Origin of the sequence: Brevundimonas poindexterae, assembly GCF_020524625.1 — a bacterium.
GTDB classification, from domain to species: domain Bacteria; phylum Pseudomonadota; class Alphaproteobacteria; order Caulobacterales; family Caulobacteraceae; genus Brevundimonas; species Brevundimonas poindexterae_A.
This window is the reverse complement of record NZ_JAIVLL010000001.1, coordinates 389,081-415,408: the sequence shown is the minus strand read 5'-3', so window position 1 is coordinate 415,408 and position 26,328 is coordinate 389,081. Positions and strand designations below refer to the sequence as shown.

The 26,328-nt window shown below is 67.6% G+C and carries 26 protein-coding genes; 15 read left to right on the top strand and 11 right to left on the bottom strand.

Translation table 11 applies throughout. The features are described from left to right. Positions 1–4: 4 nt before the first annotated feature. The 3 genes from LC068_RS02210 to LC068_RS02200 all read right to left on the bottom strand — a co-directional run bounded on the left by LC068_RS02210 (position 5) and on the right by LC068_RS02200 (position 4,970). Positions 5–796: a DsbA family protein gene (locus LC068_RS02210; protein WP_226634169.1), complete on the bottom strand. Its 792-nt coding sequence runs from the start codon at positions 794–796 to the stop codon at positions 5–7. A gap of 7 nt (positions 797–803) precedes the next feature. Then, positions 804–2,219 (bottom strand): M48 family metalloprotease, encoded by a 1,416-nt coding sequence (locus LC068_RS02205; protein WP_226634167.1) that lies wholly within the window; start codon positions 2,217–2,219, stop codon positions 804–806. 138 nt (positions 2,220–2,357) lie between these two features. Further along, positions 2,358–4,970 (bottom strand): Rne/Rng family ribonuclease, encoded by a 2,613-nt coding sequence (locus LC068_RS02200; RefSeq protein ID WP_226634165.1) that lies wholly within the window; start codon positions 4,968–4,970, stop codon positions 2,358–2,360. Between the two features lie 522 nt (positions 4,971–5,492). Here LC068_RS02200 and LC068_RS02195 point away from each other — a divergent pair. The 3 genes from LC068_RS02195 to prfB all read left to right on the top strand — a co-directional run bounded on the left by LC068_RS02195 (position 5,493) and on the right by prfB (position 10,385). Then, a complete protein-coding gene (locus tag LC068_RS02195) occupies positions 5,493–6,683 on the top strand; it encodes an N-acetylmuramoyl-L-alanine amidase (protein WP_226634162.1) in 1,191 nt (396 codons plus the stop codon). A 119-nt stretch (positions 6,684–6,802) separates the two neighbouring features. Beyond that, positions 6,803–9,187 carry a penicillin-binding protein 1A gene (locus LC068_RS02190; protein WP_226635436.1) on the top strand — a complete coding sequence of 795 codons (2,385 nt, stop codon included), beginning with the start codon at positions 6,803–6,805 and terminating at the stop codon, positions 9,185–9,187. Positions 9,188–9,262: 75 nt separating this feature from the next. Then, a protein-coding gene (gene prfB / locus LC068_RS02185) for a peptide chain release factor 2 (RefSeq protein WP_226634159.1) occupies positions 9,263–10,385 on the top strand; the annotation gives its coding sequence in 2 pieces (ribosomal slippage) (positions 9,263–9,331 and positions 9,333–10,385; 1,122 coding nt in all). 54 nt (positions 10,386–10,439) lie between these two features. On the opposite strand, the gene LC068_RS02180 is transcribed toward prfB, so the two are convergent. The 4 genes from LC068_RS02180 to tyrS all read right to left on the bottom strand — a co-directional run bounded on the left by LC068_RS02180 (position 10,440) and on the right by tyrS (position 14,088). Beyond that, the gene (locus tag LC068_RS02180; RefSeq protein ID WP_226634157.1) at positions 10,440–11,012 is read right to left on the bottom strand and encodes a bactofilin family protein; all 573 of its coding nucleotides are present in this window, start codon (positions 11,010–11,012) and stop codon (positions 10,440–10,442) included. Further along, positions 11,002–12,147, bottom strand: coding sequence for a M23 family metallopeptidase (locus LC068_RS02175; protein WP_226634155.1), 1,146 nt, complete (start codon positions 12,145–12,147; stop codon positions 11,002–11,004). The genes LC068_RS02180 and LC068_RS02175 overlap by 11 nt, the downstream gene beginning before the upstream one ends. 212 nt (positions 12,148–12,359) lie before the next feature. After that, the gene (locus LC068_RS02170; protein WP_226634153.1) at positions 12,360–12,824 is read right to left on the bottom strand and encodes a peroxiredoxin; all 465 of its coding nucleotides are present in this window, start codon (positions 12,822–12,824) and stop codon (positions 12,360–12,362) included. A gap of 10 nt (positions 12,825–12,834) precedes the next feature. Continuing rightward, entirely contained in the window at positions 12,835–14,088 is a 1,254-nt protein-coding gene (gene tyrS, locus LC068_RS02165; protein WP_226634151.1) for a tyrosine--tRNA ligase, read from the bottom strand. A gap of 75 nt (positions 14,089–14,163) precedes the next feature. Here tyrS and LC068_RS02160 point away from each other — a divergent pair, with 75 nt between their 5' ends. Together LC068_RS02160 and LC068_RS02155 are read left to right on the top strand one after the other, a co-directional pair. Beyond that, positions 14,164–14,670: a DOMON-like domain-containing protein gene (locus tag LC068_RS02160; RefSeq protein ID WP_226634150.1), complete on the top strand. Its 507-nt coding sequence runs from the start codon at positions 14,164–14,166 to the stop codon at positions 14,668–14,670. Continuing rightward, positions 14,667–15,869 (top strand): exo-beta-N-acetylmuramidase NamZ family protein, encoded by a 1,203-nt coding sequence (locus tag LC068_RS02155; protein WP_226634148.1) that lies wholly within the window; start codon positions 14,667–14,669, stop codon positions 15,867–15,869. The genes LC068_RS02160 and LC068_RS02155 overlap by 4 nt, the downstream gene beginning before the upstream one ends. On the opposite strand, the gene LC068_RS02150 is transcribed toward LC068_RS02155, so the two are convergent. Continuing rightward, a complete protein-coding gene (locus LC068_RS02150) occupies positions 15,863–16,228 on the bottom strand; it encodes a winged helix-turn-helix transcriptional regulator (protein WP_226634145.1) in 366 nt (121 codons plus the stop codon). The two genes, LC068_RS02155 and LC068_RS02150, sit on opposite strands and share 7 nt — an antisense overlap. A gap of 68 nt (positions 16,229–16,296) precedes the next feature. On the opposite strand from LC068_RS02150, the gene LC068_RS02145 reads away from it, so the two are divergent. Further along, complete coding sequence (locus LC068_RS02145) at positions 16,297–16,719, top strand: GFA family protein (protein WP_226634143.1); 423 nt, start codon at positions 16,297–16,299, stop codon at positions 16,717–16,719. Between the two features lie 9 nt (positions 16,720–16,728). Here LC068_RS02145 and LC068_RS02140 read toward each other — a convergent pair whose 3' ends face one another. Beyond that, a complete protein-coding gene (locus LC068_RS02140) occupies positions 16,729–17,076 on the bottom strand; it encodes a GIY-YIG nuclease family protein (RefSeq protein WP_226634141.1) in 348 nt (115 codons plus the stop codon). 59 nt (positions 17,077–17,135) lie between these two features. Here LC068_RS02140 and LC068_RS02135 point away from each other — a divergent pair, with 59 nt between their 5' ends. Then, the gene (locus tag LC068_RS02135; protein WP_226634139.1) at positions 17,136–17,690 is read left to right on the top strand and encodes a DUF2239 family protein; all 555 of its coding nucleotides are present in this window, start codon (positions 17,136–17,138) and stop codon (positions 17,688–17,690) included. Between the two features lie 25 nt (positions 17,691–17,715). Here the strand turns inward: LC068_RS02135 and LC068_RS02130 are convergent, their stop codons facing one another. After that, positions 17,716–18,264, bottom strand: coding sequence for a PH domain-containing protein (locus tag LC068_RS02130; protein WP_226634136.1), 549 nt, complete (start codon positions 18,262–18,264; stop codon positions 17,716–17,718). Next, on the bottom strand, positions 18,261–18,911 hold the full coding sequence (locus LC068_RS02125) for an alpha/beta hydrolase (RefSeq protein ID WP_226634133.1): 651 nt from the start codon (positions 18,909–18,911) through the stop codon (positions 18,261–18,263). Before LC068_RS02125 ends, LC068_RS02130 begins: the two co-directional genes overlap by 4 nt. Before the next feature lie 184 nt (positions 18,912–19,095). On the opposite strand from LC068_RS02125, the gene LC068_RS02120 reads away from it, so the two are divergent. The 8 genes from LC068_RS02120 to LC068_RS02085 all read left to right on the top strand — a co-directional run bounded on the left by LC068_RS02120 (position 19,096) and on the right by LC068_RS02085 (position 26,326). Continuing rightward, entirely contained in the window at positions 19,096–19,584 is a 489-nt protein-coding gene (locus LC068_RS02120) for an Rrf2 family transcriptional regulator (protein WP_209117429.1), read from the top strand. After that, positions 19,581–20,705, top strand: coding sequence for a cysteine desulfurase family protein (locus LC068_RS02115; protein ID WP_226634131.1), 1,125 nt, complete (start codon positions 19,581–19,583; stop codon positions 20,703–20,705). The genes LC068_RS02120 and LC068_RS02115 overlap by 4 nt, the downstream gene beginning before the upstream one ends. Then, positions 20,705–22,171, top strand: coding sequence for a Fe-S cluster assembly protein SufB (gene sufB / locus LC068_RS02110; protein WP_209117432.1), 1,467 nt, complete (start codon positions 20,705–20,707; stop codon positions 22,169–22,171). The genes LC068_RS02115 and sufB overlap by 1 nt, the downstream gene beginning before the upstream one ends. Continuing rightward, on the top strand, positions 22,168–22,653 hold the full coding sequence (locus LC068_RS02105; RefSeq protein WP_226634129.1) for a hypothetical protein: 486 nt from the start codon (positions 22,168–22,170) through the stop codon (positions 22,651–22,653). Before sufB ends, LC068_RS02105 begins: the two co-directional genes overlap by 4 nt. A 1-nt stretch (position 22,654) precedes the next feature. After that, positions 22,655–23,404, top strand: coding sequence for a Fe-S cluster assembly ATPase SufC (gene sufC / locus LC068_RS02100; protein WP_226634127.1), 750 nt, complete (start codon positions 22,655–22,657; stop codon positions 23,402–23,404). Positions 23,405–23,574: 170 nt separating this feature from the next. Beyond that, positions 23,575–24,591, top strand: coding sequence for a Fe-S cluster assembly protein SufD (sufD, locus tag LC068_RS02095; RefSeq protein WP_226634125.1), 1,017 nt, complete (start codon positions 23,575–23,577; stop codon positions 24,589–24,591). After that, the gene (locus tag LC068_RS02090) at positions 24,570–25,937 is read left to right on the top strand and encodes an aminotransferase class V-fold PLP-dependent enzyme (protein WP_404825182.1); all 1,368 of its coding nucleotides are present in this window, start codon (positions 24,570–24,572) and stop codon (positions 25,935–25,937) included. The genes sufD and LC068_RS02090 overlap by 22 nt, the downstream gene beginning before the upstream one ends. 2 nt (positions 25,938–25,939) lie before the next feature. Then, positions 25,940–26,326: an SUF system Fe-S cluster assembly protein gene (locus LC068_RS02085; RefSeq protein WP_209117440.1), complete on the top strand. Its 387-nt coding sequence runs from the start codon at positions 25,940–25,942 to the stop codon at positions 26,324–26,326. The last annotated feature ends 2 nt before the right edge of the window (positions 26,327–26,328 follow it).

The following is a 26,328-nucleotide window of genomic DNA, read 5'->3' as shown; positions in this document are numbered from 1 at the left end:
TGATCTAGCGCGCGGCGGCAATAGCCTGGGCGATGGCCGCCGGGTCATTGCTGGGGCTGGCCTTGCCATTGATGAAGAAGGTCGGCGTGCCGTCCATGCCGGCGGCGCCCGCGCCCGCCTGCACATCGGCCAGGGTGCGGCTGATGCCGGTGGCCATCAGGGCCTGACCGTTCGGGCCGGTGTCCACGCCGTTCGCGGCCAGGATCCGGTCGATCGCCTCATGCGACAGGGCGCTCTCGGCCATGAGGGCCTGGTGCACCGCCAGATATTTGCCCTGGCTGTGGGCCAGCAGGGCCGCGCGCGCCGCGTGCTGCGACACGGTGGTGCTGCCCGAATCAAGGATCGGCCATTCGCGGAAGATGAAGCGCACATCGGGATTGGCGCGCATCAGCTCCAGATAGCCGGGCGCCGCCGCCTTGCAGTAGGGGCAGCGGTAATCGAAATATTCCACGACGGTGACGGCGGCGTCGGCCGGCCCGAACACCGGCTCGCCGGGGCCGGGCTCCAGCATCTGGGGCATGGAGGCGACGGCCGCATTGATGCGGTCGATCCGCTCGGCCGCTGCACGCTGGTCGCGGGCGTGGATCATTTCGTCGAGGATCTGCGGGTTCGCGACCAGATAGGTCCGCACCCGGCTTTCAAACCCGCCGCCGAAACTGGCCCAGGCCGACAGGCCCAGCGCGACCACGGCGATGCCAAGCGCCAGCGGGGTCCCGTAGCGGGCGAGCCAGCGCGAGGAAGTGTCCTGCGGTGCCGGGTTGGTCTCGGAGCCGGTCTCGGGGGGCGTGTCGGTCATGCGGTCTCTAGGGTTGGCCGGAGGGCGGGATCACCCCCTGTGGCCGGTTGGCGTTCGATTCGTCCAGCACCCGGATGTCGTCCATGGTCGCGCCAGACGCGAGGATGATGTCCATGGCCCGGCGCCATTCCATCGAGCCGGGCTCCAGCATGTCGCGGGCGCGCAGGGCGAACTGGGTCGCCTGATCCGTCTGGCCCTGAACATAGTAGTACTCTGCCGAGGCCAGCCGGGCCTCACCCTCGCGGCCCATCTGCGAATAGGCCTGGGCCAGCAGACGCCAGGCCATGGGGTTGTCGTGCTCCAGCACCGTGGCCTGTTTCAGCTCGGCCACCGCGCGGTCCAGCAGGGTATCGTCGCGCGACTCGATCAGGGCGTGGCCCAGATTGATCCGCAGCAGCGGCGCATCCGGCATCAGATCGACCGAGCGCTGGTGGGCCTCGACGGCCTCGGCCGGGCGCCCTTCCTCGAAGAAGATCTGGCCCTTCAGCTCCCAGAAGAAGGGGTTTTCGGGCTGTTCGGCGATCAGGGCGTCCACCGCATTGAGCGCGCGGTCCGTCTGGCCGTCGCGGAACCAGGCGATGGCGCGGGCATAGCGGGCGGGCAGGGAGGTGTCGCTCTCGGGATATTCGCGCAACGTATAGTTGGGGTGATCCATGAAGGCGTGGATCTTGGCGATGACCAGGGCGTGCTCGGCCATCCGCTCGGGGCTGTCGACCTCGCCGTAATAGGGGGAGGCCTCGACCGGACGGCGCAGGTTCTCGATGCGCTGCGACGACAGGGGGTGGCTGCGGAAATAGGGATAGCGCCGGGCCTCGGAGAAGACTTCCTGCGAGCGGAAGTTCTCGAAGAACTCGACCAGACCGCGGCCCGAAATCCCGGCGGCTTCCAGCGCGCGGGCGGCGGTGATGTCGGCCTCGCCTTCCTGGCTCTGCATATAGCGCAGGGCGCCGAGGGTGCCGAAATACTGGCTGGACGCGACCAGCATGGCGGCGGCGTCGGGGGCTCCGGCCACGGCGGCCAGCGCACCCAGCGCCATGGTCATCAGGAACGGCTGCATGCCCGCCTGCTGCACGCCGTCGCGCAGGGTGTGGCGGTTGCGGATGTGGCCGCCCTCGTGGGCGATGACGCCCAGCAACTGGTTGGGATTGTCGGTCTCGAGGATCAGGCCGGTGTTCAGCCCCATAATCCGCCCGCGCGTCGCAAAGGCGTTCAGCGAGGGGTCGTTGACCAGCAGGATGGTGATCTCGTCCGGGTTCAGCCCCATGGCCGTGAACACGGGCGCGGACCAGTCGTGGATGATGCCCTCAATCTCCGTATCCCGGATGATGCTCTGGGCATCGGCCTGCGCGGGCAGGGCCAGCAGGGCGGCAATCGCGACGGCCACGCCGCCGACGCGGGAAACGGTTCGCTTAAGCCAGCTCAAGACGTGCTCCTGTCCGACGACGGCCGCGCGACCGCCTGGTTCCCGGATGGCTATTGGTCGCCGGGCGACAAGGCCAAACAATGACCAAGTCGCCCGACAGGACCGGTTGCGCGATCATCGCCGCGCAGGCGCGTCAGGTCAAAGGCGCCACCAGCCACGCTTGGGCTTGGGAGGCGGGGACGTGATCTGGTTCGGATCATTGGCCAGGATTTCCTCGACATCGACCGTCTTGCGCGGCGGTGCGGCCGGCGTGACCTCGACGTCTTCGGCGGTCTGCGGTGCGGGCTCAGCCTCCACGGCGACCGGCTCGACCCCGGCCGGTCCGGCCTCGACCGACTCAGGCGCGATGTCGGGCGAGACAGCCGTTTCCGTCGTCGCGTCGACCTCGGCATCGACGGTGTCGGGCGTTTCCGTGGCCTCGACCGGCGCGGCCTTGCGGCGCACGCGGCGACGCTTGGGCGCGGCTTCCTCGGCGGCGGGGGCGTCGGGCGTCACCGGCACCGAGGGCGCGCCTTCTTCCGAAGGAGCGGCGATCGCAGTGTCGACCGGATCCTCGTCGATCATGCCCTCGTTCGAGGCGCGGGCCTCGGCACGCGGGCTGGCCCCGTCGGACCCGTTCCGGTCCCGACCGCGGCCGCGACGGCGGCGACGGCGACGACCGCCCTCGCGCTCACCCTCGGCATCGTCGTTCGAGGCCTGGACGGCCGGACGCTCGGTCCGCTCGGCCTTCGGCTCGCTGTCGTCGCCATCCCCGTGCGGGTTGAGCGGATCGAACCAGACGAACGGATCGGACAGGTCCGGCGTGCGACCGCGCACCCAGGCAAAGCCGTCGCGCTCGCTGTCCTCGCGGACCCGGCGACCACCCCGACGGCCCCGACGGCGGCGACGCCCTCCATCCTCGCTGTCGTCCTCGGTCGCAGCCTCGACGGCCGGTCCGCGCTGACGGCCCCGGCCACGGCCGCGACGGCCGCCCGAGCGGTCCCCGTCCTCGTCCTCGTGTTCGCTCTCGTCCTCGTCACCGGCCTCGGTGGCGTCGAGCTCCTCGTCTTCGTCCTCGTCGTCGAAATCGTCGTCGGCGAAGTCATCCATCTGTGCGTCGTCGACCGGCAGGGCGTCGGCCTCGGGCGCGACAAAGTCCGGATCGGAGGTCAGGCGCTCTACCTTGTAATCACCCTGGGCTAGGCTCTCGTCGACCGAGACCATGACCACCACGCCGCGCGTGCGGGCCAGCGCGTCCAGATAGTCGCGCTTGTGGTTCAGGATGTAGAGGGCCACGGCCAGCGGCACCTTCAGGCCGACGGTGCCGGCGCCATTCTTGCCGGCCTCGATGTCGACGGCGCGCAGCATCATCAGCGCAGCGGACTCCGGCGAGCGGACCCGACCGGCGCCCTGACAGTGCGGACAGACCTCGGTCGCGCCCTCGATCACGCCCAGGCGGCGGCGCTGGCGGCTGATTTCCATCAGGCCGAAGTCCGAGATCCGGCCCATCTGGATGCGGGCGCGGTCCTTGGCCAGCGCGTCCTTCATGACCTTTTCGACGGACCGGTTGTTCTTCGACTCGTCCATGTCGATGAAGTCGATGACGATCAGGCCGGCCAGGTCGCGCAGGCGCAGCTGGCGGGCGGCCTCGGCCGCGGCCTCCAGATTGGTCTTGTAGGCGGTCTGCTCGACGTTGCGTTCCTTGGTCGCGCGACCCGAGTTCACGTCGATGGCGACCAGGGCCTCGGTCTGGTTGATGACCAGATAGCCGCCGGACTTCAGCGGCACCACCGGCTGGTGGATCTGGGTCAGCAGGTCCTCAATGCCGTTCGCGGCGAACAGCGGCTTGGAGCCCCGGTACAGGTGAACCTTCTTCGCCTGGGCGGGCATCAGCACGCGCATGAAGTCGCGCGCCTGCTTCCAGCCCTCATAGCCCTCGACCTGGATGCCGTCGAAATCCTTGTCGAACATGTCGCGCACGGCACGGCGGACCAGGTTCTCTTCCTCATAGATCAGCGACGGGGCGTTCGAGCTGAGGGTCGTCTCCCGGATCGTCTCCCACAGGCGCAGCAGATATTCGTAGTCGCGCTTGATCTCGGCCTTGGTGCGCTTGGCGCCGGCGGTCCGGATGATCAGGCCCATGCCGTGCGGCACGTCCAGCGCCGAGGCGGCGGCCTTCAGGCGCTTGCGGTCGGCGGCATTGGTGATCTTGCGCGAAATGCCGCCACCCTTGCCGGTATTGGGCATCAGCACGCAGTAGCGGCCGGCCAGCGACAGCCAGGTGGTCAGGGCCGCACCCTTGGCCCCGCGCTCGTCCTTGACGACCTGGACCAACAGAATCTGGCGGCGGCGGATGACGTCCTGGATCTTGTAGCGCCGCATCAGGCGCCGTTTCAGGCGCTCCTCGTCTGCGAGGGCGCCGTCGCTGTCGTGTTCCTCGTCGACCTCGCGCAGTTCGCCGTCGTCGGCCTCATCCTCGGACGAGGAGTTCGACAGTTCGGCCATGATGGCCTCCCGGTCGGCGACCGGGATCTGGTAATAGTCGGGGTGGATTTCGTTGAAGGCCAGGAAGCCGTGGCGGTTGCCGCCGTATTCGACGAAGGCCGCCTGGAGGCTGGGCTCTACCCGTGTGACCTTGGCCAGATAGATGTTGCCGCGAAGCTGGCGCCGCGCCCGGGATTCAAAGTCGAATTCCTCAACCTGGCGAGATTCCACGATGGCGACGCGGGTCTCCTCGGCATGGGCCGCGTCGATAAGCATTGTCTTGGACATGAAGGGTCTTTCCTGGGCGCGCCGGTCCCCGCCCGTCGGGACGTGTCCCGACCGGTCGAGCGGCTCGCCGATTGAAATGAGGGGGGTGGGCCAGGAGGAACCTCGCGCAAACGGTCATGCCGTCTGCTGAGCGGACAGGTTCGGTCTCCGGATTCGAGCGGGTCGAAAGGCCCATGGTCGTGCGTGTTCCTGGAACGCGGTCCGCGTCGGTCAGTCTGCCATTCGTCGGCATCCGCCATCCGCGGTCCGGTTCCGCCCTGTCGTCCGTCGGTCAGGCCGTGCGGGCGTCAGAAGGGGTGGGATCGGGGCTGCCGGTCAAAGGTCCCGCTCGGGGCGGTCCGCGACCACAGCAGCTGAACAATAGGGGGCCTCTGACGGAATTGAAAGGCGAATGGTCTTAACGGAATCCACAGAGGCCTGTGTCATCCCTGACCAAGACCGGAAATACGGGCTTTTGGTTACGACAGAATGCGTGCGCGTCTGAAATTCGATCTTGCCGGGTGGCGAGCCAGGGAATGGGCCATGACGGCCCTGGCCTTTGTCGTGATCTGCATGCTGATCCTGACGGCCGGGCGGGGCTTTGCCCTCGGCGCGGACGGCGAGATCCTGCGCGTCCGCTTCGGCGGCGATGCCCAGCGCACCCGCGTGGTCGTGGATCTGGAAGCCTCCACGCGCGGCACGGTGGTCGATGACGGCGGCGATGGCCGTGTGGTCGTGGATCTCGACGGCGTGCGCGCCGGCCGCGGCCAGACGGGGCAGGGGACGGGGCTCGTCCGCGCCTATCAGGTTGCCCAGAGCGGCAGCCGCTCGCGAATCGAGCTGGTTCTGGCCTCGGGCGTCGAGATCGAGCGCCGCTTCCTGCTGTCGCCCGGCGACGGCGTTGACCACTATCGCTATGTCATCGACCTGAAGGCCACCGGCGCACCGCAACCCCGCACGGCCGACTCGCGCCGCGCCCGGGTGGCCACGCCGCCTCCGCCCTCGCGCTCGGGCGACCGCCGCCCGCTGATCGTCATCGATCCCGGCCATGGCGGCCACGACCCCGGCGCCCTCGGGCACCAGTCGCGGGAAAGCGCCATCACCCTGGCCGCCGGACTGGCGCTCAAGGCCGAGCTGGAACGCACCGGCCGCTATCGCGTCATCATGACCCGCCAGACCGACGTCTATGTGGGCCTGCCGCGTCGCGTCGAGATCGCCCGTCAGGCCGGCGCCGACCTGTTCATCTCGCTGCATGCCGATGCCGGGGGAGACCCCGCGACCCGGGGCGCCAGCGTCTACACCTTGTCCGAACAGGGCGCGGGGCGGGCCGTACGCGAGTTTACCGGCCGCGACGACTGGCACCGCGAGCTGCACCTGCCGGGTCAGGACCCGTCGGTCGACCGCATCCTGCTGGACATGACCCAGCGCTCGACCCAGAACCGCTCGGCCCAGTTCGCCCGCAACCTGCTGTCCGAGATCGAGCGCACCGGCCACCCCCTGCTGCGGCGCAGCCACCGCGATGCCGGTCTGGCCGTCCTGCTGGCCCCCGATGTGCCCGCCGTCCTGCTGGAAATGGGCTTTGTCACCAATCCCGAGGATGAGCGCGTCCTGATGGACGAACGCCGCCGCCGGGAGCTGATGCGCGGTGTGGTGCAGGGCATCGACCAGTATTTCACCACCCTGGCCTCGCCGGCCCAGTATGCGGGCACGCCCCAAGCCGGCGGCAATCGCTGAGACTGCGGCCCGGTCCGTCCCGTGCGCGCAAGACCTTTCGCCGGGGAGCGACGCGGGCTAAACCCTCCGGACGGGTCCTGTCGGAGTAAGCGGTGAAGATAGCCGAACGTTGGTTCGTGATGGCGGGGATCGGCCTTCTGGGCGCGATCGCCCTGGCTGGTCTGGTGGTCACCGTCTATGCGGCGTGGCTGTTCCATGACCTGCCCGATGCGACCGAGCTGGCCGACTATCGTCCGGCCACGGCCACGCGCGTCTATGCGGGCGACGGCACCCTGATCGGCGAATTCTCCGAGGAACGCCGGATCTATGTCTCCTTCGAGCAGATTCCGCAGGTGGTCATCGAGGCCTTCCTCGCCGCCGAGGACCGCAATTTCTTCACCCACGGCGGTGTCGACGTGTCCGGCCTCGGCCGGGCCATGTTCAAGAACGTCTTCAATGTCGTGACGGGACGGCGCCTTGAGGGCGGATCGACCATCACCCAGCAGGTCGCCAAGAACATCCTGCTGACCAATGAGACCAGCGTGAACCGCAAGCTGAAGGAAGCCATCCTGTCCAGCCGGCTGGAAGCGACCCTCAGCAAGGAACAGATCATCGAGCTGTACCTGAACGAGATCTATCTGGGCTACCGGTCGTACGGCATCGCCTCGGCGGCCTATAACTATTTCGGCAAGTCGCTGGACCAGCTGACGGCCGACGAGGCCGCCTTCCTCGCGGCCCTGCCCAAGGGGCCGACCAACTATCACCCCAAACGCTATCCCGAGGCCGCCAAGGCCCGCCGGGACTGGGTTCTGGGTGAAATGGCCGACAACCGCGCCCTGACACCCCAGGAACTGGCCGCCGCCCGCGCCCGTCCACTGGTCACCCAGGATGCCCCGCGCCGGGCCCAGTATCGCGACGCCGACTATTTCGTAGAGGAAGCCCGCCGTCAGGCCATCGCCGAGTATGGCGCCCAGGCCATCAATGCCGGCGGCTATTATCTGCGGACCACGCTGGACCCGACGCTTCAGACCGCCGCGCGCGACGCGCTTATGACCGGTCTTGAGACCTACGACCGCCGCCACGGCTGGCGCGGGCCCTGGGGCACGACTGACTTTTCGGAAGGCTGGGAAGAACAGGCCCTCAAGAAGACCGCTCCCCCCGAGCGTCGCGCCTGGCAGGCGGCCGCCGTCGAGAGCGCCTCGGGCAACACCGTCCGCGTGCGTCTGGCGGGCGACGGCAGCGCGGGCACCCTGGTGCCCGGCGATGCGGCCTGGGCCAATGCGCGCAAGCAGCTTCAGCGCGGCGACCTGATCTTCGTCGAGCCTCGCGGCGATCAATACGCCCTGAAGCAGATCCCCGCGGTGAACGGCGCCCTGGTTGCCATGGATCCCCAGACCGGCCGTGTGCTGGCCATGGTCGGCGGCTATTCCTACGCCCTGTCCAGCTTCAACCGTGCCACCCAGGCCCGGCGCCAGCCCGGCTCGGCCTTCAAGCCCATCGTCTATGCCGCAGCCCTCGAGGGTGACTTCACCCCGGCCTCGGTCATCGACGACGCGCCGATCAGCTTCGCGGGCGGCCCGAACGGCACCCGCTGGAGCCCCGAAAACTACAGCCGGCAGTACTATGGCCCTCAGACCCTGCGTCGTGGACTGGAGCTGTCGCGAAACGTCATGACCGTGCGTCTGGCTGATCGGGTCGGCATGCCGAAGATCATCGACCTGGCGTCGCGCATGGGCGTGGCCGACGACCTGCAGCCGAACCTGTCGGTGTCGCTGGGGGCCGGCGAGACCACCCCCTATGACCTGACCGCCGCCTACGCCGCCTTCGTCAACGGCGGGCGCCGCGTCGAGCCCTATCTGATCGAGCTGATCCAGGACCGGAACGGCGAGACCATCTTCAATGCCGATGACCGCACCTGCCGCGAGTGCACCCGTGGGTTCAGCGGTCAGGAGTCGCCCCGGCTGGAGCCGCGCGGCGAGCAGGTGATCGACCCCATAACCGCCTATCAGGTCAGCTCCATGCTGGAAGGCGTGGTCCAGCGCGGTACGGCCGCCAGCGCCCGCGGCCTCGGCCGCTGGGTCGGCGGCAAGACCGGCACGACCAATGAATACCGCTCGGCCTGGTTCGTGGGCTTCACCACCGACATCGTGGTCGGCGTCTTCATTGGCTTTGACGACAACCGTTCGCTAGGCAGTGGCGAGGCGGGGGCGGCGACCGCCGTGCCCGTGTTCAACGCCTTCATGCAGGCAGCGCTGAAGGAATATCCGGCCCGTCCGTTCCTGAAGCCGAAGAATGCCGTCTTCCGCACCGTGAACGGCATCGAGGAAGCCTTCCGCCCGGGCACCGAGCGTCGCCGCGAGGAGCCCACCCGCGAGCCGGAAACCCCGACGGGGCCGCAGAACTACAACGACATCATCCGGCGTGAGCAGGAGGAAAAGGCCCGTGAGGACTCGACGCCCGCCCCCCCGACCACCCCGCCGCCACCCCGCAAGGAGCCGGCCGAGGACTTGAGCGGACTCTACTGACGCTCTAGGTAGCTGCCATGGCGCGCACCCGGCCCCGGTCGGGTGCGCCTTTTCATCAGATCGCAGGAGTAGGCGATGAGAGCGGATGTCGAGGCCTTGAAGGCCGACATCGAGCAGAGCGTGGCTCTGCTCAGGAGGCGTCTTTGACTGGGATGTCGCCCTACGGAAACTGGATGAGCTGAACGCCCGGGTCGAGGACCCGACGCTCTGGGATGACCCCGATCAGGCCCAGGCCGTCAGCCGCGAGCGGTCCCAGCTCGAGGCGCGCGTCAACACGGTTCGCGAGATGGAATCGGGCCTGGAAGAGGGCGTGATGCTCTCGGAAATGGCCGACGAGGAAGGCGACGAGGCCACCTGGCAGGAGGCTGTCGACCAGCTGAAGGCCATCAAGGAACGCGCCGCCCGCGCCGAGCTGGAGGCCCTGCTGTCCGGCGAGGCCGACGGCAATGACGCCTATCTGGAAGTGAACTCCGGCGCCGGCGGCACCGAGTCGAACGACTGGGCGGGCATGCTGCTGCGCATGTATACGCGCTGGGCCAAGGCCCACGGCTATGAGGTGGAGCTGCAGGAAGAGACCTCGGGCGAACAGGCCGGCATCAAGTCGGCGACCGTGCAGATCTCGGGCCCCAATGCCTATGGCTGGCTCAAGTCCGAATCCGGCGTGCACCGGCTGGTGCGGATCAGTCCGTATGATGCGGCGGCCAAGCGCCACACCAGCTTCGCCTCGATCGGGGTGTCGCCGGTGGTCGATGACACCATCGAGATCGACATCAATCCCTCGGATGTGCGCACCGATACCTACCGGGCCTCGGGCGCCGGCGGTCAGCACATCAACAAGACGGACTCGGCCGTGCGTCTGACCCACGTGCCGACCAATACCGTCGTCGCCTGTCAGGCCGGTCGGTCGCAGCACCAGAACCGCGAACAGGCGTGGAAGATGCTGCGCGCGCGGCTCTACGAGCTGGAGCTGCAGAAGCGCGAGGCTGCGGCCCAGGCCCTGGCCGACGCCAAGACCGACATCGGCTGGGGGCACCAGATACGCTCCTACGTTCTGCAGCCCTATCAGATGGTCAAGGACCTGCGGACCAATGTCGAAACCTCGGACACCGACGGGGTCCTGAACGGCGATCTGGACGCCTTCATGGGCGCCGCGCTGGCGGCGCGGGTCGGCGAGACCCGCGAGGGCGCCGACAGCTGATACGAAAAACGGGGCCGCGAGGCCCCGTTTTGGTATCCATCAAATTCGTCGCTGCTAGTTGGACGACATGTCGATCCGTTGCGGCGCATCGGCCGGCGGGACCGGCTGCGGCGCCTGGGGCGCGACGGCGGGCTGGGCCGAGGGGCGCGGCGCGGCGGCCTGAGCCGGAGCGGCGCCACGGCTGCCCTGGATGCAGCGGCCCTGGAAATAGGCACCGATGTCGATCGACAGCTGTTCGGCGGTGATGTCGCCATCGACATAGGCGGTCGAGATCAGCTTCACCTGCTTGCCCGAGACGGCACCGACGATCCGGCCGCGCACCTCGACATAGTCGGCGCTGACGCCGCCCTCGATGGCGCCGGTCTCACCGACGATCAGGCGGCCAACCTTCACATCGCCCTTGATCTGGCCGTCGACCTGCAGGTCGCCCGAGCCCGAGACATTGCCGTCGAACTTCAGGTCCGCCGACAGGGTCGACAGATTGCGCGCGGGCTGGGCCTGCGGGGCCGGTGCGGCCGGACGGGGCTGGGCCGACTGGGTCGACTGCGGGGCCTGCGGCATGTCGGGCAGCGGCGGGATCGACGGCACCGACGAGGGCTTGGCGGGCGATTTGGACTTATTGAACAAGATAATCTCCGGCTTTCATGAAGCGGGCTGGATTCTGGGCGCGGCCATTCATCCAGACCTCATAATGGAGGTGCACACCGGTCGACCGGCCGGTCGAACCCATGGCGCCAATTCTCTGACCCAACGCAACCCGCTGCCCGACCCGGACAGAGGTCGAGTTGAGATGGGCGTAGCGCGTCTTGAAACCGCCCCCGTGGTCTATCTCAACGGTGTTGCCATACCCTGAACGCACCCCGACAAAAGAGACGACGCCCGGCGCGGTCGCATGGATGGGCGTGTTGAGCGGGGCGGCAAAGTCCTGGCCCTGATGCAGGGCCGGGCGACCGTTGAAGGGATCGAACCGCACGCCGAAGCCCGAGGTCGTGCGCGCCTGGGTCGGACGCGAGAACGGCAGGCCGTCGGCGGCATCCGTCAGGCCGCGCATATCCCCCAGATTGCGTGAGGCGTTGAGGATGCGGGTGGCGAAGGGCTCGTCCACATTCAGGATGGCGGCCAGCGCGCTGGGGTCATCGGCCTGGATCAGCGGCCCGCCCAGCGACGTGCCCTGTCCGACGTAGGCCGCGGGGTTCAGGCCGGCCAGACGGAATGCCAGACGCAGGCGCTCGGCGCGCGTCTCGGCAAATTGCTCGGCGCGGGCGATCAGCCGCTCCTGATCCATGCGCACGGCGGCCATGCGCTCCATCGGCGTGCGGCTGTCGGAGTCGGTCATCACGACCGGCTGCAGCGCCAGCTCGGCCCCGTCGACGCCGCGGAAGGTGCCCATGACCTGCGTCAGGGCGGCGTGGCGCCGCTCGACCATCTGGGCCAGTTCGTCCAGCGAGCCGGTGCTGGCCTCCATCCGCACCACGGCGGTGTCCAGACGGGCCTGCAGGTCCGCATTGACCCGCTCGGAGGCCGCGCGGGCCTGGGCCACGGCGCGTTCGGCGCCACTGACGCCGATCATGTCGATGATAAAGCCGCAACTGGCGACCAGACCCCATCCGACCAGTCCGAGCGCCAGCGCGCCCATCATGATCTGGCGTCTGGCGGTCAGGGCATAGGCCTGAACCTCATCGCCGGTGCGAAGATAGATGTAACGGACAGGAAACCACCGTTGCAGCCAGCCTGTCCGGGTCGTTTCTTCCTCGTCGTGCATACTCTACACCCCCGAACGCACGCTTTATGCGGCAGGGGGCAGGGGGCTTCAACCCTGTTAGTGAAGCATTAACCCTCTTCGGAATCGTATTCGGCGAATAACGACGGTCGCCGAAACCGGTTTTCGCCTCTCAAGGGTATCCGCGAATCTGGACAGACAAAATCTTGTGTCAGATGCCGTACAGTTGATCGGAGCGCGGACGGTCCACGAATCTAGAGTTCGCGCACGGCCTCCAGAACCGCCTCGGCGTGCCCCTTGACCTTCACCTTGGGCCAGTGACGGCGGATCACCCCTCCGGCATCCACAAGGAAGGTGGCCCGCTCAATGCCCATATAGGTCCGGCCGTACATCGACTTCTCGACCCAGGTGCCGAAAGCCTCGCAGACGCTCTCGTCCTCGTCCGAGGCCAGGGTGACGGTCAGATCGTGTTTGGCCTTGAAGTTCGACAGCTTGCGGACCGTGTCCTTCGACACCCCGATCACCCGCGCGCCCGCGGCGGCAAATTCGTCCATCAGGGCCGAGAAGTCCTTGCCCTCGGTCGTGCAGCCGGGCGTGTCCGCCTTGGGATAGAAGTAGAGCACATAGGGTCTCCCCTTCAGCGCCCCGTCGCTGACCCGGTCGCCGTCGGCGGTCGGCATGTCGAACGCCAAAACGGGTTTGCCTTCAAGCTCGGACATCTCGGTCTCCTCAGACGGGTTTCACCAGAACGATCTTCTTCTTGCCGGCCGCCAGCTTTATGACGCCATCGGTCACGTCCCCGTCGGCCACCAGCTGGGCGCCGTCGCTCACCGCCACATCGTTCAGACGCAGTCCGCCGCCCTGGGCCAGACGCCGCGCCTCGCCGTTCGAGGCGGTCAGGCCCGCCCGCGTCGCGACGGCGGCGATCATGGCCCCGATCACCTCGTCGCGTGGCAGTTCGACCGTCGGCAGGTCGGCCGACAGCTGTCCCTTCTCAAACGCGCTCTCGGCGGCCTGGCGGGCGGTCGCGGCCGCCTCTTCGCCGTGCAGCATGGTGGTTGCCGCATCGGCCAGGGCCTTCTTGGCGTCATTGATGGCCGCGCCGTCCAGCGCTTCCAGCCGGGCGATCTCGTCCAGCGACAGGTCGGTAAACAGGCGCAGGAATTTGCCGACATCGGCATCGTCCACATTCCGCCAGAACTGCCAGTAGTCATACGGGCTCAGCTGTTCGGCGTTCAGCCAGACGGCGCCCTGGGCGGTCTTGCCCATCTTGCCGCCCGAGGCCGTGGTGAGCAGCGGCGTGGTCAGGCCGAACGCCGACTTCTGGTCCACGCGCCGCACCAGATCGACGCCCGAGGTGATGTTCCCCCACTGGTCCGAGCCGCCCATCTGCAGGGTCACGCCCAGCCGCCGGTTCAGCTCGAGGAAGTCCACCGACTGCATCAGCATGTAGTTGAACTCGAGGAAGGTCATCGGCTGCTCGCGCTCCAGCCGCAGTTTGACCGAGTCAAAGGCCAGCATCCGGTTGACCGTGAAATGGGTGCCGTAGTCCCTCAGGAACTGGATGTAGCCATAGGTCGACAGCCACTCATCATTGTCGACCATCACCGCATCGGTCGGCCCGTCGCCGAAGGCCAGGAATTTCTCGAACACCGTGCGGATCGAGGCGATGTTCGACTGGATCGTCTCGTCGGTCAGTTGCGGGCGCGAGGCATCCTTGCCGGTCGGGTCGCCGACCTTGGTCGTGCCGCCGCCCATGACCACCACGGGCCGGTGCCCGGCCTGCTGCAGGCGGCGCAGCATCATGATCTGGATCAGGCTGCCGACGTGCAGGCTGGGGGCCGTCGCATCAAAGCCGATATAGCCCGACACCACCCCGCCGGCCGCCGCCGCATCCAGCTCGTCCGGATGGGTGATCTGGTGGATGTAGCCGCGATCCCGCAGCGTCTTGAGGAAGTCGGACTTGAAGGCTGGCTCGGTCATGGGTCTTGAGGCTTGGCGGGGAGGGGAAGGGGCGTGTAGCACGGACCTTGCGCCAGCTTAAGGAGCCGATTTCGAATGCAGGTCGACCTGACGCCTCACCCCGCGTCGCCGCGCGACACGCTAACGGTTTCGGTTGATCGGGAGCGCCGGGCCGACCAGCTCTGGCTGCGCTTCATTGTTGAGGGCGACACGGATGCCGTCGAGTGGCCGCGCAAAGCTCCGGCGATCCGCACAGACGGTCTTTGGCAGCACACCTGTTTCGAGGTCTTCGTCAGAACCGGCGATGGCTACGTCGAATACAATCTGTCGCCCTCGGATGCCTGGGCGACATATGCCTTCAGCGGCTATCGCGAAGGCATGAGTCCGGCGGACCAGGTCATTGACGTTCATGGTCTGGATGGCGGGAAGGAGTATGTCGCTCTCGAGGCCGTCATCGACCTGCCCCCAAATGCCACCGGCCCGATCGCCGTCTCCGCCGTGATCGAGGCGACCGACGGCAGCCTCGGCTACTGGGCGCTGGCGCATCCGTCGGATAAGCCCGACTTTCATCATCCCGACTCGTTCGTGCTGGAGCTCACATGAAGACCGGTCTCGACCGCCTGCTGTCCGAACCGGCGCTGCGCAGCCCCCTGAAGGGCCGCCGCGTGGCCCTGCTGGCCCATCCGGCCTCGGTGACCGAGGACCTGACGCACGCCATCGACGCCCTGGTCGCCTGCCCGGACATCGACATCACCGCCGCCTTCGGACCCCAGCACGGCATGAAGGGCGACCTCCAGGACAATATGATGGAGAGCCCGGACTATCGCGATCCGGTCCACGGCTTTCCCGTCTTCAGCCTGTATGGCGAGGTCCGCCGTCCGAAGGACGAATGGATGGACACCTTCGACGTCATCCTGATCGACCTTCAGGACCTCGGTTGCCGCATCTACACCTATGTGACGACACTGCTTTACGTGCTGGAGGCCGCACAGACGCACGGCAAGACGGTCTGGGTTCTGGACCGCCCCAACCCCGCCGGCCGGCCGGTCGAGGGCACCCTGCTGCAGCCGGGCTGGGAGAGCTTCGTCGGTGCCGGCCCCATGCCCATGCGCCACGGCCTGACCATGGGCGAGCTGGGCCGCTGGTTCATCGATCACTTCAGGCTCGACGTCGACTATCGCGTCATCGAGATGCAGGGCTACGACATCGACGCCGCGCCCGGCCATGGCTGGCCGCTGTTGGAGCGGGCCTGGATCAACCCCAGCCCCAATGCCCCGACGCTCGGCATGGCTCGCGCCTATGCCGGAACCGTCATGCTGGAGGGCGCCACCCTGTCCGAAGGCCGCGGCACCACCCGCCCGCTGGAACTCTTCGGTGCGCCCGACATCGACGCCCGCGCCGTGATCGCCGAAATGCAGTGTCTGGCGCCCGACTGGCTGACGGGGTGTGCCCTCCGCGAAATGTGGTTCCAGCCGACCTTCCACAAACACGTCGGCCAGCTGTGCCACGGGGTGCAGATTCACGTGGAGGGTCCGCACTATGACCACGCCGCCTTCCGCCCCTGGCGGGTGCAGGCCCTGGGCTTCAAGGCCGTCCGCGCCCTGTATCCGGACTACGACCTGTGGCGCGACTTCCCCTACGAATACGCCTTCGGCAAACTGCCCATCGACGTGATCAACGGCGGGCCGTCCCTCCGGGAATGGGTCGACGAGGCGGGCGCGGTCCCCGCCGACCTCGACGCCCTCGCCACCCCGGACGAGGCCGCTTGGGCAGAGACTCGCAGGCCGTTCCTGATTTATTGATCCACCGTCCGGGCCATGAAGGCGGCCGGGGGCGTCCACGTTCCGGGCAGGTGGGCATTGCCCCAGACGCACAGGGCCTGAAGCACGGGCAGGAAGGCCGCCCCCCTGGGTGTCAGGTGGTAGGAAAACCGCTTCGGCTTCAACTGATAGGGCTGACGCGTCACCAGTCCGTCCGCCTCCATGGCGGCCAGCCGATCCGCGAGGATGTTGGTCGATATGCCTTCCGGGGAGGTAAGGAACTCGGCATAGCGGCTCTTCCCGTTCAGCAGGTCGCGCAGGATGACCAGCGACCAGCGATCCCCGACAAGGTCGAGGCTGGAGGCAATCGGACAACCGGAGCGCTTGGAATAGGAGGCCATGCCCTTCACATGGCTTGCAACTTGCAAAATGCAAGTTAACATGCCGGAGCATATCGGAGGGGGGGAGCATGACGACTACGCTGACGGGCAGCTGTCTCTGTGGGCAGGTGCGCTTCTCGAGCGACGGCGGCGCACAGATGGCGGGCCATTGCCACTGTATCGACTGTCGCAAGGCCAGCGGGGCAGGTCGCTGCACCCACGTCGTGGTGGCCGAGGCCGGCTTTACGCTGACCGGCCCGGTGCGGCGCTTCGACAAGCCCGCCGACAGCGGGGCGATTGTCACCCGCGTCTTCTGCGAGACCTGCGGATCCCCGATCTGTTCGACGAATGAGCGTATGCCCGGCATGGTGTTCATTCGCGCCGGCGCCCTGGACGACCCGGACGCAGTGACGCCCGGAATGACGGTCTACGCCAGCCGAGCCCCGCTTTGGGATCGAACCGATGACAGCGTGCCCAGGTTCGACGTCATGCCACCCGAAATGCCGGTCTAGCCCTGTCGATCAGGCCTTCAGCACGTCGGCCTGTAGCCGTGCGGTCCACAGGGCGGCGCGGCGCACCAGCTCATCCTTGATGCCGATCTCGGGATAGTCGGGGCGCAGGCGCTCCAGTTCCTCATAGCGGAAGGCCGCCTCGCCGTGCTCGCGCCACGCGGCCTGAAGCGAGCGGAAGGGGCTGGACCCCATTCTGAGCGCGAACCACAGGCCGTTCTGCTGCCGATCGACGTTGGCGCCCTTGCCGACCCACACCTGTCCGCTGGCCTCGCACACGACGGCGAACACGCCCCAGGCGGGCGGGCGTTCGCGATACTGGCTGAGGGCCTCTTTTCTGGCGTGGGGGTCCATGGTCATCTCCATATTATCCGGGTAATATGACGCATAAATATACCCGGGTAAATATAGGAACCGGCATGACTGACGAAAATGCGCCATCGCGCTACACGGCCTTCGCGGGCGATGAGCGGATCGGCCAGGGCACCCTGGCCGAGGTCGCCGGGGCCGTCTGGCATGCCCGGCAACAGGATGCGGAGCGGACCATCCTTGTCTTCGACGCCCGGGGGGCGGTGGTCGATCTGGACCTGCGCGGGGACCTTGCCGATGTGGTCGCGCGCTACGCGCCCGCGGAAAAGCCACGCCGGGGCCGCCCGAAGCTGGGGGTGGTGGCGCGCGAGGTGACCCTTCTCCCCCGGCACTGGGACTGGCTGGCGACCCAGCCGGGCGGGGCGTCGGCGGCGCTTCGCCGCATGGTCGAGACCGCCAGCAAGGCGGACGGCCAGACGCAGCGGGTCCGCCTGGGCCGCGAGGCCGCGTACCGCTTCATGTCAGCCATGGCTGGCGACCGCGCCGGGTTCGAGGAAGCCTCACGCGCCCTGTTCGCCGGCGACCGCAAGGCGCTGGCGCAGCATGCGGCGTCCTGGCCGCAGGACATTGTGCGGGAGATCGAGACCTGGCTGGAGGAGGATTAGACGCGGCGGGACGCCGGTCCCGGGCCTATTCGACGCGGGCGCCCTGCTTCTGGATCAGCGCATAGACCCTCTGGGCGTCTGCGATCGCGATGAGCTGGGGCGTGGGATCCAGAGATGGCGTCCAGATCGACATTTGAACCCAGGGGCTGGTCGCCTGTCCGAGGACGATCGTACCCCGACCGCCCCCGCGTGGCTTGAGCTTGACGGTCGGCACGCGGGCCAGGGCTATGGCGGTGAAATCCCCGAAAGGCCCCTCGCGATTGATCATCACCCGCTCGGTCGTCACCGCATAGGTCGTATTGGCCCGGACGAACGCATCCAGGGCGAACCGCCCGACCATGAAGCCGAGCCCGATGAACAGAAAAAGCAGGCCGAACAGCATGAATTCCAGCGGGGCACCGGCCGATATGACGCCGAACAGCCAGAAGCAGACAAATCCCAGCCAGAAGATGCTGAATGGGATCAGCAGGAAGTCCCGGCTGGTGAACAGGACGCCTTGCGCGGGCTTTCCGGCCCAGAGGATCGATTCTCCGGGCCCCAGATGGGCGCGAAACTGATCGGCCTCCCGGCTCACGCCGGCTTTTCTTCCAGGCGCTTGTCCAGATAGGCGCCGACGCGGCGGTCGACGGCATCGATATGGTCCTGCCAGAAGTGGCTGGCGCCGTCCTCCAGCTCATAGTCGATGACGATGCCCTTCTGGGTGCGCAGCTTGTTGACCACGCGTTCGACCTCGACCGGCGGCACGATGGTGTCGGCCGTGCCGTGCAGGAACAGGCCCGAGGCCGGGCAGGGGGCGAGGAAGGAGAAGTCGTAGATGTTCGACGGCGGCGACACCGAGATGAAGCCGTCGGTCTCGGGCCGGCGCATCAGCAGCTGCATGCCGATGTAGGCGCCGAACTGATAGCCCGCGACCCAGGTCTGGGTGGCGGCGGGGTTCTCGGCCTGCAGCCAGTCCAGCGCGGTCGCCGCATCGCCCAGCTCGCCGATGCCGCTGTCGAACTCGCCCTGCGACTTGCCCACGCCGCGGCTGTTGTAGCGCAGGGTGGCAAAGCCGCGCTGCTGGAACAGCTGGAACAGCGTCAGCACGACCGGATTGTTCATATGGCCGGCCGCCTTGGGGTGCGGGTGCAGGATCAGGGCGATCGGCGCATCGGGGCGTTTGCCGGGGGAATAGCGGGCTTCGAGACGACCGGACGCACCCGGCAAAATCACTTCAGGCATGTGTCTTCAAACCATCCGGTTCAAAAGGTCACAGCAGGGTCAGGCAATACTTGACTGCTGTAGTAGGACTTTCTAAGTGCCGGTACCCCGAGGGCGCGGCGGCGAAGGCGCGGGTTCTAACACACCTGATCGCCTGTGCGCGGGAAAATTGCCCGTCTGTGCGCGCAAATGAGGAAGGTGCGGGATGCGACTGTCGACGAAGGGACGCTATGCGGTGATGGCGATGGCCGATCTGGCGCGGAACGGCCGTGCCCAGGACGGATCGGCTCGCTCGGTCTCCCTGTCCGAGATCGCCCAGCGCCAGGAAATTTCGCTCAGCTACCTCGAGCAATTGTTCGCCCGGCTGCGGCGCTGCGGCCTGGTGAAAAGCGTGCGCGGGCCGGGCGGGGGCTATCGCCTCGCGCGCGCGCCGTCCGAGACCGTGGTGGCCGACATCGTTCTGGCCGTCGACGAGCCGATCCGTGCCACCCGTTGCGTCGCCCATGCCTCGCCGCGCGGCTGTATGGCCTCGGGCGAACGCTGCATCACCCATAACCTCTGGGAAGATCTGGGCGCCGAGATCCATGCCTATCTGGCCGGCGTGTCGCTCGAGGACGTCGTTCTGAACCGCACGGGCGCGCGCCGTCGCTCGCCGTGTGCCGGGGCCCCGGCCAGCGTGGGAGCCGCCGCATGACCGTCTATTTCGATTACAACGCCTCCGCCCTGATCCGTCCGGAAGTCCAGGCCCTGGTCACGCAGATCATGGCCGAGGGCGGCAACCCCAATGCCGTGCACGCAAAGGGCCGCCGCGCCCGCGCCCACATCGAGACCGCCCGCACGCGCGTCGCCGATCTGGTCGGGGCCGATCCGACGGCCGTCATCTTCTCCTCCGGCGGCACCGAATCGAACGCCCAGGCCGTGGCCAGCGCCATTGCGGCGGGCTGCGAGCGGCTGATCGTTTCGGCCACCGAACACCCCTGCGTGGCCGAAGCCGCCGCCATGTCATCCGTGCCGGTCGAGACCCTGCCGGTGGATGCCAACGGTCAGGTCGACCTGGCCTGGCTGGCCGGGGCGCTGAAGCGTCCGGGCCGGGCCATGGTCGCCATTCACCATGCCAATAACGAGAGCGGCGTCATCCAGCCGATCGCCGAAGCCCGCGCCCTGGTCACCGGGGCGGGCGGCTGGCTGCACGTCGATGCGATCCAGTCGGCCGGCAAGATCGCGGTCGACATGCGCGAACTGGGCGCGGACTCCCTGACCCTGTCTGGGCACAAGCTGGGCGGCCTGCAGGGCGTCGGCGCCCTGGTGATGGGCGAGGGCCGCAGCGCGGTGCGTATCCTGCACGGCGCGGGTCAGGAGCGCGGCTTCCGCGCCGGCACCGAAAACGTGCCCGGTATCGCCGCCTTTGGCATCGCCGCCGAATGCGCGGCCCGTGACCTGGCGCAGGACCATTCGGCCTGGCGCGACGCCGCCGCCGAACGCCTCAAGGCCGAGGGCGCGGTCGTGGTGGGCGAGGGCGCGCCGCGTCTGCCCAACACCCTGTTCGTCGCCACCGGGGGCTGGGACAGCCCGCAACAGTTGATCAGCCTCGACCTCAAGGGGGTGATGGTCTCGGCCGGCAGCGCCTGCTCGTCGGGCAAGACCAAACCATCCAAGACCATGGTCGCCATGGGGCTGGAGCCGCTGGCCACCTTCGCCATCCGCGTCTCGGGGGGCTGGGGCACGACCGAGGCCGACTGGCAGGCCTTTGCCGACGCCTGGTGCGAGGCTCGCGCCCGCGTGCGCGCCCGCCAGCCCGTCGAGGAGATCGCCTGATGGTCGCCGTTAAGGAAACCGTCGACGCCGTCGCCGAGCTGGAGCGCTACAAATACGGCTTCACCTCGGACATCGAGCAGGACTTCGCCCCCAAGGGTCTGAACGCCGACATCGTCCGCTTCATCTCGGAGAAGAAGGGCGAGCCGGAGTGGATGCTGGAATGGCGTCTGGCCGCCTATGAGCGCTGGCTGGCGATGGAAGAGCCGACCTGGGCCTCGGTCCGCTACGAGCCGGTCGACTATCAGGACCTGTACTACTACGCCGCGCCGAAGAAGAAGGAGGGGCCAAAGTCCCTCGACGAGGTCGATCCCGAGCTGCTGGCCGTCTACGAAAAGCTGGGCATCCCGCTGAAGGAACAGGAAGTCCTGGCTGGCGTCCAGGGCGCGCCCAAGGTCGCGGTCGACGCCGTGTTCGACAGCGTTTCGGTGGTCACCACCTTCAAGAAGGAGCTGGAAAAGGCCGGCGTGATCTTCATGCCGATCTCCGAGGCCCTGCGCGAACACCCCGAGCTGGTGCGCCAGTATCTCGGATCGGTCGTGCCGGTCTCGGACAACTATTTCGCGGCCCTGAACAGCGCGGTCTTCTCGGACGGCAGCTTCGTCTACATCCCGCCGGGCGTGCGCTGCCCGATGGAACTGTCGACCTATTTCCGCATCAATGCCAGCCAGACCGGCCAGTTCGAACGCACCCTGATCATCGCCGACAAGGGCAGCTACGTCAGCTACCTCGAGGGCTGCACCGCCCCCATGCGCGACGAGAACCAGCTGCACGCCGCCGTGGTCGAGATCGTCGCGCTGGAAGACGCCGAGGTGAAATATTCGACCGTCCAGAACTGGTACCCCGGCGACGCCGAGGGCAAGGGCGGCATCTACAACTTCGTCACCAAGCGCGCCGACTGCCGCGGTGACCGCTCCAAGGTCAGCTGGACCCAGGTCGAGACCGGCTCGGCCGTCACCTGGAAATACCCCTCCTGCATTCTGAAGGGCGAGGACAGCTCGGGCGAATTCTATTCGATCGCCATCACCAATGGTCACCAGCAGGCCGACACCGGCACCAAGATGATCCACCTCGGCAAGAATTCGAAAAGCCGGATCATCGCCAAGGCCGTCTCGGCGGGTAAATCGGACTCGACCTATCGCGGTCTGGTCTCGGTCCACCCCAAGGCGACCGGCGTGCGCAACTTCACCCAGTGCGACAGCCTGCTGATCGGCAAGGACTGCGGCAGCCACACCATCCCCTACATCGAGGCCAAGAACGGCTCGGCCCAGCTGGAGCACGAGGCCACCACCACCCGCCTCAGCGACGACCAGCTGTTCTACGCCCAGCAGCGCGGCCTGTCCGAGGAAGAGGCCGTGGCTCTGCTGGTCAACGGCTTCGTCCGCGACGTCATGCAGAAACTGCCGATGGAATTCGCCGTCGAGGCCCAGAAGCTGGTCGCGATTAGTCTTGAAGGGAGCGTGGGGTGATCCGTACCTTCATCTTCATGACGGCATTGCTGGTCTCTGGCTGCACAGGTGCCCCGTCCTCGGGGAGCGCAGATGCCGACCTGGTCGAGATTTTCGACGGTCATCTCGTGAGTCTGGATGGTCAGCTTGTGGAGGCGACCAACATCGACATCAGCCTGAGAGCGGGCGGAGATGATCGGACGGTGCCCAACCATTATTTCCTGACCGGAGGCTGTGAGGACCACGGGTTTCTCGATGCTGTCGACGGCCGTTTCTGGAGTGGGTCTACCCCTTCAAAGGGGCTCGAAAGCTCTCCCCGCGGTTCAGGTCTCGATCAAGACTGTCTGGTCGAGGACGTCGAGCGCTACCGCCGCCTGATCGCGTTGATGCAGGAGGGCGCCGTTCTGGAGTTCGACGAAGATCGCCACACTGCCACCTTCACCACCCCTTCAAATCGCGCTGCGGTGTTCCGCATCAACACGACGCTCCTTCCGATTGACTGACATGCTCTCCATCTCCAACCTCCACGTCGCCGTCGGTGACACCCCGATCCTCAAGGGCCTGACGCTCGACGTCCCGGCGGGCGAGGTGCACGCCATCATGGGGCCGAACGGCGCGGGCAAGTCGACGCTGGGCTACGCCCTGTCGGGCCGTCCCGGATATGAAGGCACCGAAGGCGCCGTGACCTGGCGCGGCGAGGACCTGCTGGACCTCGACCCGGCCGAGCGTGCGGCCAAGGGTGTCTTCCTGTCGTTCCAGTATCCGATCGAAATCCCCGGCGTCCCGGCCCTGACCTTTGTGCGCACGGCCCTGAATGCCCAGAAGCGCGCCCGCGGCGAGGAAGAAGTCTCGGCCCCCGAATTCCTGAAGGCGGTCAAGGCGGCGTCGAAGGCCCTCAAGATGGACTTCGACATGCTGAAGCGGCCGCTCAACGTCGGCTTCTCGGGCGGGGAGAAGAAGCGGATGGAGATCCTGCAGATGGCCCTGCTGGAGCCGTCGCTGCTGATCCTCGACGAGACGGATTCCGGCCTCGACATCGACGCCCTGCGTATCGTCGCCGAGGGCGTGAACGCCCTGCGCGGCCCCGAGCGCTCCATGCTGGTCATCACCCACTATCAGCGCCTGCTCGACTACATCAAACCGGACAAGGTCCATGTGCTGGCCGCCGGCAAGATCGTCGCCTCGGGCGGTCCTGAGCTGGCGCACCAGCTCGAGGCCGAGGGCTATGACCGCTATGTGGGCGAGGCCGCCTGAATGATCCTCCCCAGCAAGCGAAGCGCCGCGGGGGAGGGGGACCACGGAGTGGTGGGGGGGGCGACCCCACACGCCGCGCCCGGTTCCGCCCCCTCCACCCTCCTGCGGAGGTTCCCGTCGTTCGCGCGTACACGCGCCAGCCTCCACCCCCGTGAACGGGGGAGGATCCAGTGACCGCCGCCTTTGATCTCAACGACCCGGCGACCTTCCCCTCGCGGCGGACCGAGGCGTGGAAGTACAGCGACGTGCGTCGCTATATGCGCGATGCGCCACCGCCGTCTCCGCCGGGCCGGGTCGAGGGGGGCGGGCCCTTCTACGATCTGGGCGGCGACGGCCTGGTGTTCGTCAACGGCCGGGCCGTGGGCGCCGACGCCTATGTCGCCTTCGGGGACCACACCCTGCGCCTGCGCTTCGTGTCCGACGCCAGCCGCACCGGCCACACGGCCACGGCCCGCATCTCGGCGCGCCCGGGCTCGACCCTGCTGCTGCTCGAAAGCCATGAGGGGCACGGCGTGGCCTATGCCGCACACAACCGCCTCAGCATCGACGTTCCGTCGGGGGCCGCCGTCCATCGCATCGTCCTGACCGACGAACCGGCCGACAGCCTTTCGATCACCCAGGCTGAGGTCACGGTGGGCGAGGGGGCCGTCTATCACCAGACCCTGATCGCGACCGGCGGCCGGCTCCAGCGGCTGGAAACCCAAGTCCATCACGCGGGTCATGGCGCCGATGTGCGCCTCGACGGCCTCTATCGGCTGACCGACAGCCGCCATGTGGACCTGACCAGCGTCGTCACCCACGCGGGCCCCGACGGCCTGACCTCGCAACTGGCCAAGGGCGTCGTGACCGACACGGCACGCGGCGTCTTCCAGGGCCGGATCGTGGTCGAGCGCGGCGCCGACGGCACCGATGCCCGCATGGGCCACCACGCCCTGATCCTGTCGGACCGCGGCGAGGTCGACGCCAAGCCCGAGCTGATCATCTACGCCGACGATGTGCAGTGCGCCCATGGCAACACGGTCGGCGCGCTGGACGAAACCGCCCTGTTCTACATGCAGCAGCGGGGCCTTTCGGCCGAGGAGGCGAGGGCGCTTCTGACCGAGGCCTTCCTGATGGAGGTCGTCGACCGCATCGACCACGAAGGGGCACGAGAGGAGGTCCGCGCATGGCTGACGGAAAGGTCGTGATGGCTCCTCCCCCATCGGGGGAGGGGGACCACCCGCAGGGTGGTGGAGGGGGCCTGCCCCAGTCACCATCCTCCGGCTTTGCCCCCACCACCGCTTCGCGGTCCCCCTCCCCCGGGGGGGGAGGAATACTGTTCTTCGACGCCGACGCTGCCCGCGCCCAATTCCCCATCCTGTCGCGGCAGGTGAACGGCAAGCCGCTGGTCTATCTGGACTCGGCCGCCTCGGCACAAAAGCCGCGCGCCGTCATCGACGCCCTGACGGCGGCGATGGAGGGCAGCTACGCCAACGTCCACCGGGGCCTGCACACCCTCGCCAATGAAACGACCGAGGCCTTCGAGGCCGCACGCGAGACCGTCGCCCGCTATCTGAACGCGCCCTCGGCGGACCAGATCGTCTGGACGCGGGGCGGGACCGAGGCGATCAATCTGGTCGCCGCCGGTATCGGCCAATCCATCCAGCCCGGCGACGAGATCCTCGTCAGCCAGATGGAGCACCACTCCAACATCGTGCCCTGGCACATGCTGCGCGAGCGCAGGGGCGCGGTGCTGAAGTGGATCCCGGTCAAGGACGACGGCAGCCTCGACATGCAGGCCTGTGCCGACCTGCTGGGACCAAAGACCAAAGTCGTCGCCGTCACCCACATGTCCAATGTGCTGGGCACCCTCAATCCGGTGGCCGAGATCAGCCGCCTGGCCCACGCGGCGGGCGCCCGCGTGCTGATCGACGGGTGCCAGGGCGCGGTGCACGCCTCGCCTGACGTTCAGGCGCTGGGCTGCGACTGGTACGTGCTGACCGGCCACAAGCTGTTCGGCCCGACCGGCATCGGCGCCCTCTACGGCACGGCTGAAGCGCTGGAGTCCCTGCCGCCCTATCAGGGGGGCGGCGAGATGATCGAGTCCGTCAGCCAGGACCGCGTCACCTATGCCAAGCCGCCCCAGCGCTTCGAGGCCGGCACGCCGCCGATCCTCGAGGCCATCGGTCTGGGCGCGGCGCTCGACTGGTATTCGACCTTTGATCCCGCCGCCGTTCAGGCTCACGAGGCCGCGCTTCTCGAGCGCGTGCGCGAGCGCCTCTCGGGACTGAACTGGCTGACCGAGATCGGCACGGCGCCCGGCAAGGGGGCCATCTTCACCTTCACCGTCGACGGCGCCCACGCCCACGACATCGCCCAGGTGCTGGACCGCTATGGCGTCGCCGTGCGCGCCGGCCTGCACTGCGCCGAGCCGCTGGCCGCCCGTTTTGGCCTGACGTCGAGCACGCGGGCCAGTTTCGCCCTATATAATACGATCGAGGACGCCGACGCCTTTGCCGACGCCCTCATCAAGGCCAGGGAATTCTTCGTTTAGGCATGGACGATCGCATCACCCAAAGTCCGGATTTCGCCGAAAGCTGGGACGCGCCGCAAAAGAGCGCCCTCGGCCAGGCCGAGCTCGACCGCCTGACCGATGATCTGGTCGCGGCGCTCAAGACCGTGTTCGACCCCGAAATCCCGGTCGACATCTATGAGCTGGGCCTGATCTACAAGGTCGACGTTTCGGACGACCGCGACGTGCTGGTCGAAATGACCCTGACCGCGCCTGGCTGTCCCGTCGCCGGCGAAATGCCCGGATGGGTCGAGGATGCCGTCATGACCGTCGACGGCGTGCGCTCGGCAAAGGCCAATCTGGTGTTCGACCCGCCCTGGGACCCCTCCAAGATGAGCGATGAGGCCAAACTGGCCCTCAACATGTTCTGATC

Coding starts and splice junctions, on each gene's coding strand:
- tyrS (WP_226634151.1), bottom strand. CDS start 14,088: ATGACCGAGCCAGCCTTCAAGTCCGACTTCCTCAAGACGCTGCGGGAT.
- LC068_RS02115 (WP_226634131.1), top strand. CDS start 19,581: ATGACCGTCTATTTCGATTACAACGCCTCCGCCCTGATCCGTCCGGAA.
- LC068_RS02125 (WP_226634133.1), bottom strand. CDS start 18,911: ATGCCTGAAGTGATTTTGCCGGGTGCGTCCGGTCGTCTCGAAGCCCGC.
- sufB (WP_209117432.1), top strand. CDS start 20,705: ATGGTCGCCGTTAAGGAAACCGTCGACGCCGTCGCCGAGCTGGAGCGC.
- LC068_RS02160 (WP_226634150.1), top strand. CDS start 14,164: ATGCAGGTCGACCTGACGCCTCACCCCGCGTCGCCGCGCGACACGCTA.
- LC068_RS02155 (WP_226634148.1), top strand. CDS start 14,667: ATGAAGACCGGTCTCGACCGCCTGCTGTCCGAACCGGCGCTGCGCAGC.
- LC068_RS02170 (WP_226634153.1), bottom strand. CDS start 12,824: ATGTCCGAGCTTGAAGGCAAACCCGTTTTGGCGTTCGACATGCCGACC.
- sufC (WP_226634127.1), top strand. CDS start 22,655: ATGCTCTCCATCTCCAACCTCCACGTCGCCGTCGGTGACACCCCGATC.
- LC068_RS02120 (WP_209117429.1), top strand. CDS start 19,096: ATGCGACTGTCGACGAAGGGACGCTATGCGGTGATGGCGATGGCCGAT.
- LC068_RS02135 (WP_226634139.1), top strand. CDS start 17,136: ATGACTGACGAAAATGCGCCATCGCGCTACACGGCCTTCGCGGGCGAT.
- LC068_RS02150 (WP_226634145.1), bottom strand. CDS start 16,228: ATGGCCTCCTATTCCAAGCGCTCCGGTTGTCCGATTGCCTCCAGCCTC.
- LC068_RS02145 (WP_226634143.1), top strand. CDS start 16,297: ATGACGACTACGCTGACGGGCAGCTGTCTCTGTGGGCAGGTGCGCTTC.
- LC068_RS02200 (WP_226634165.1), bottom strand. CDS start 4,970: ATGTCCAAGACAATGCTTATCGACGCGGCCCATGCCGAGGAGACCCGC.
- LC068_RS02210 (WP_226634169.1), bottom strand. CDS start 796: ATGACCGACACGCCCCCCGAGACCGGCTCCGAGACCAACCCGGCACCG.
- LC068_RS02085 (WP_209117440.1), top strand. CDS start 25,940: ATGGACGATCGCATCACCCAAAGTCCGGATTTCGCCGAAAGCTGGGAC.
- LC068_RS02190 (WP_226635436.1), top strand. CDS start 6,803: ATGGCGGGGATCGGCCTTCTGGGCGCGATCGCCCTGGCTGGTCTGGTG.
- LC068_RS02175 (WP_226634155.1), bottom strand. CDS start 12,147: ATGCACGACGAGGAAGAAACGACCCGGACAGGCTGGCTGCAACGGTGG.
- LC068_RS02140 (WP_226634141.1), bottom strand. CDS start 17,076: ATGACCATGGACCCCCACGCCAGAAAAGAGGCCCTCAGCCAGTATCGC.
- LC068_RS02195 (WP_226634162.1), top strand. CDS start 5,493: ATGACGGCCCTGGCCTTTGTCGTGATCTGCATGCTGATCCTGACGGCC.
- LC068_RS02090 (WP_404825182.1), top strand. CDS start 24,570: ATGGCTGACGGAAAGGTCGTGATGGCTCCTCCCCCATCGGGGGAGGGG.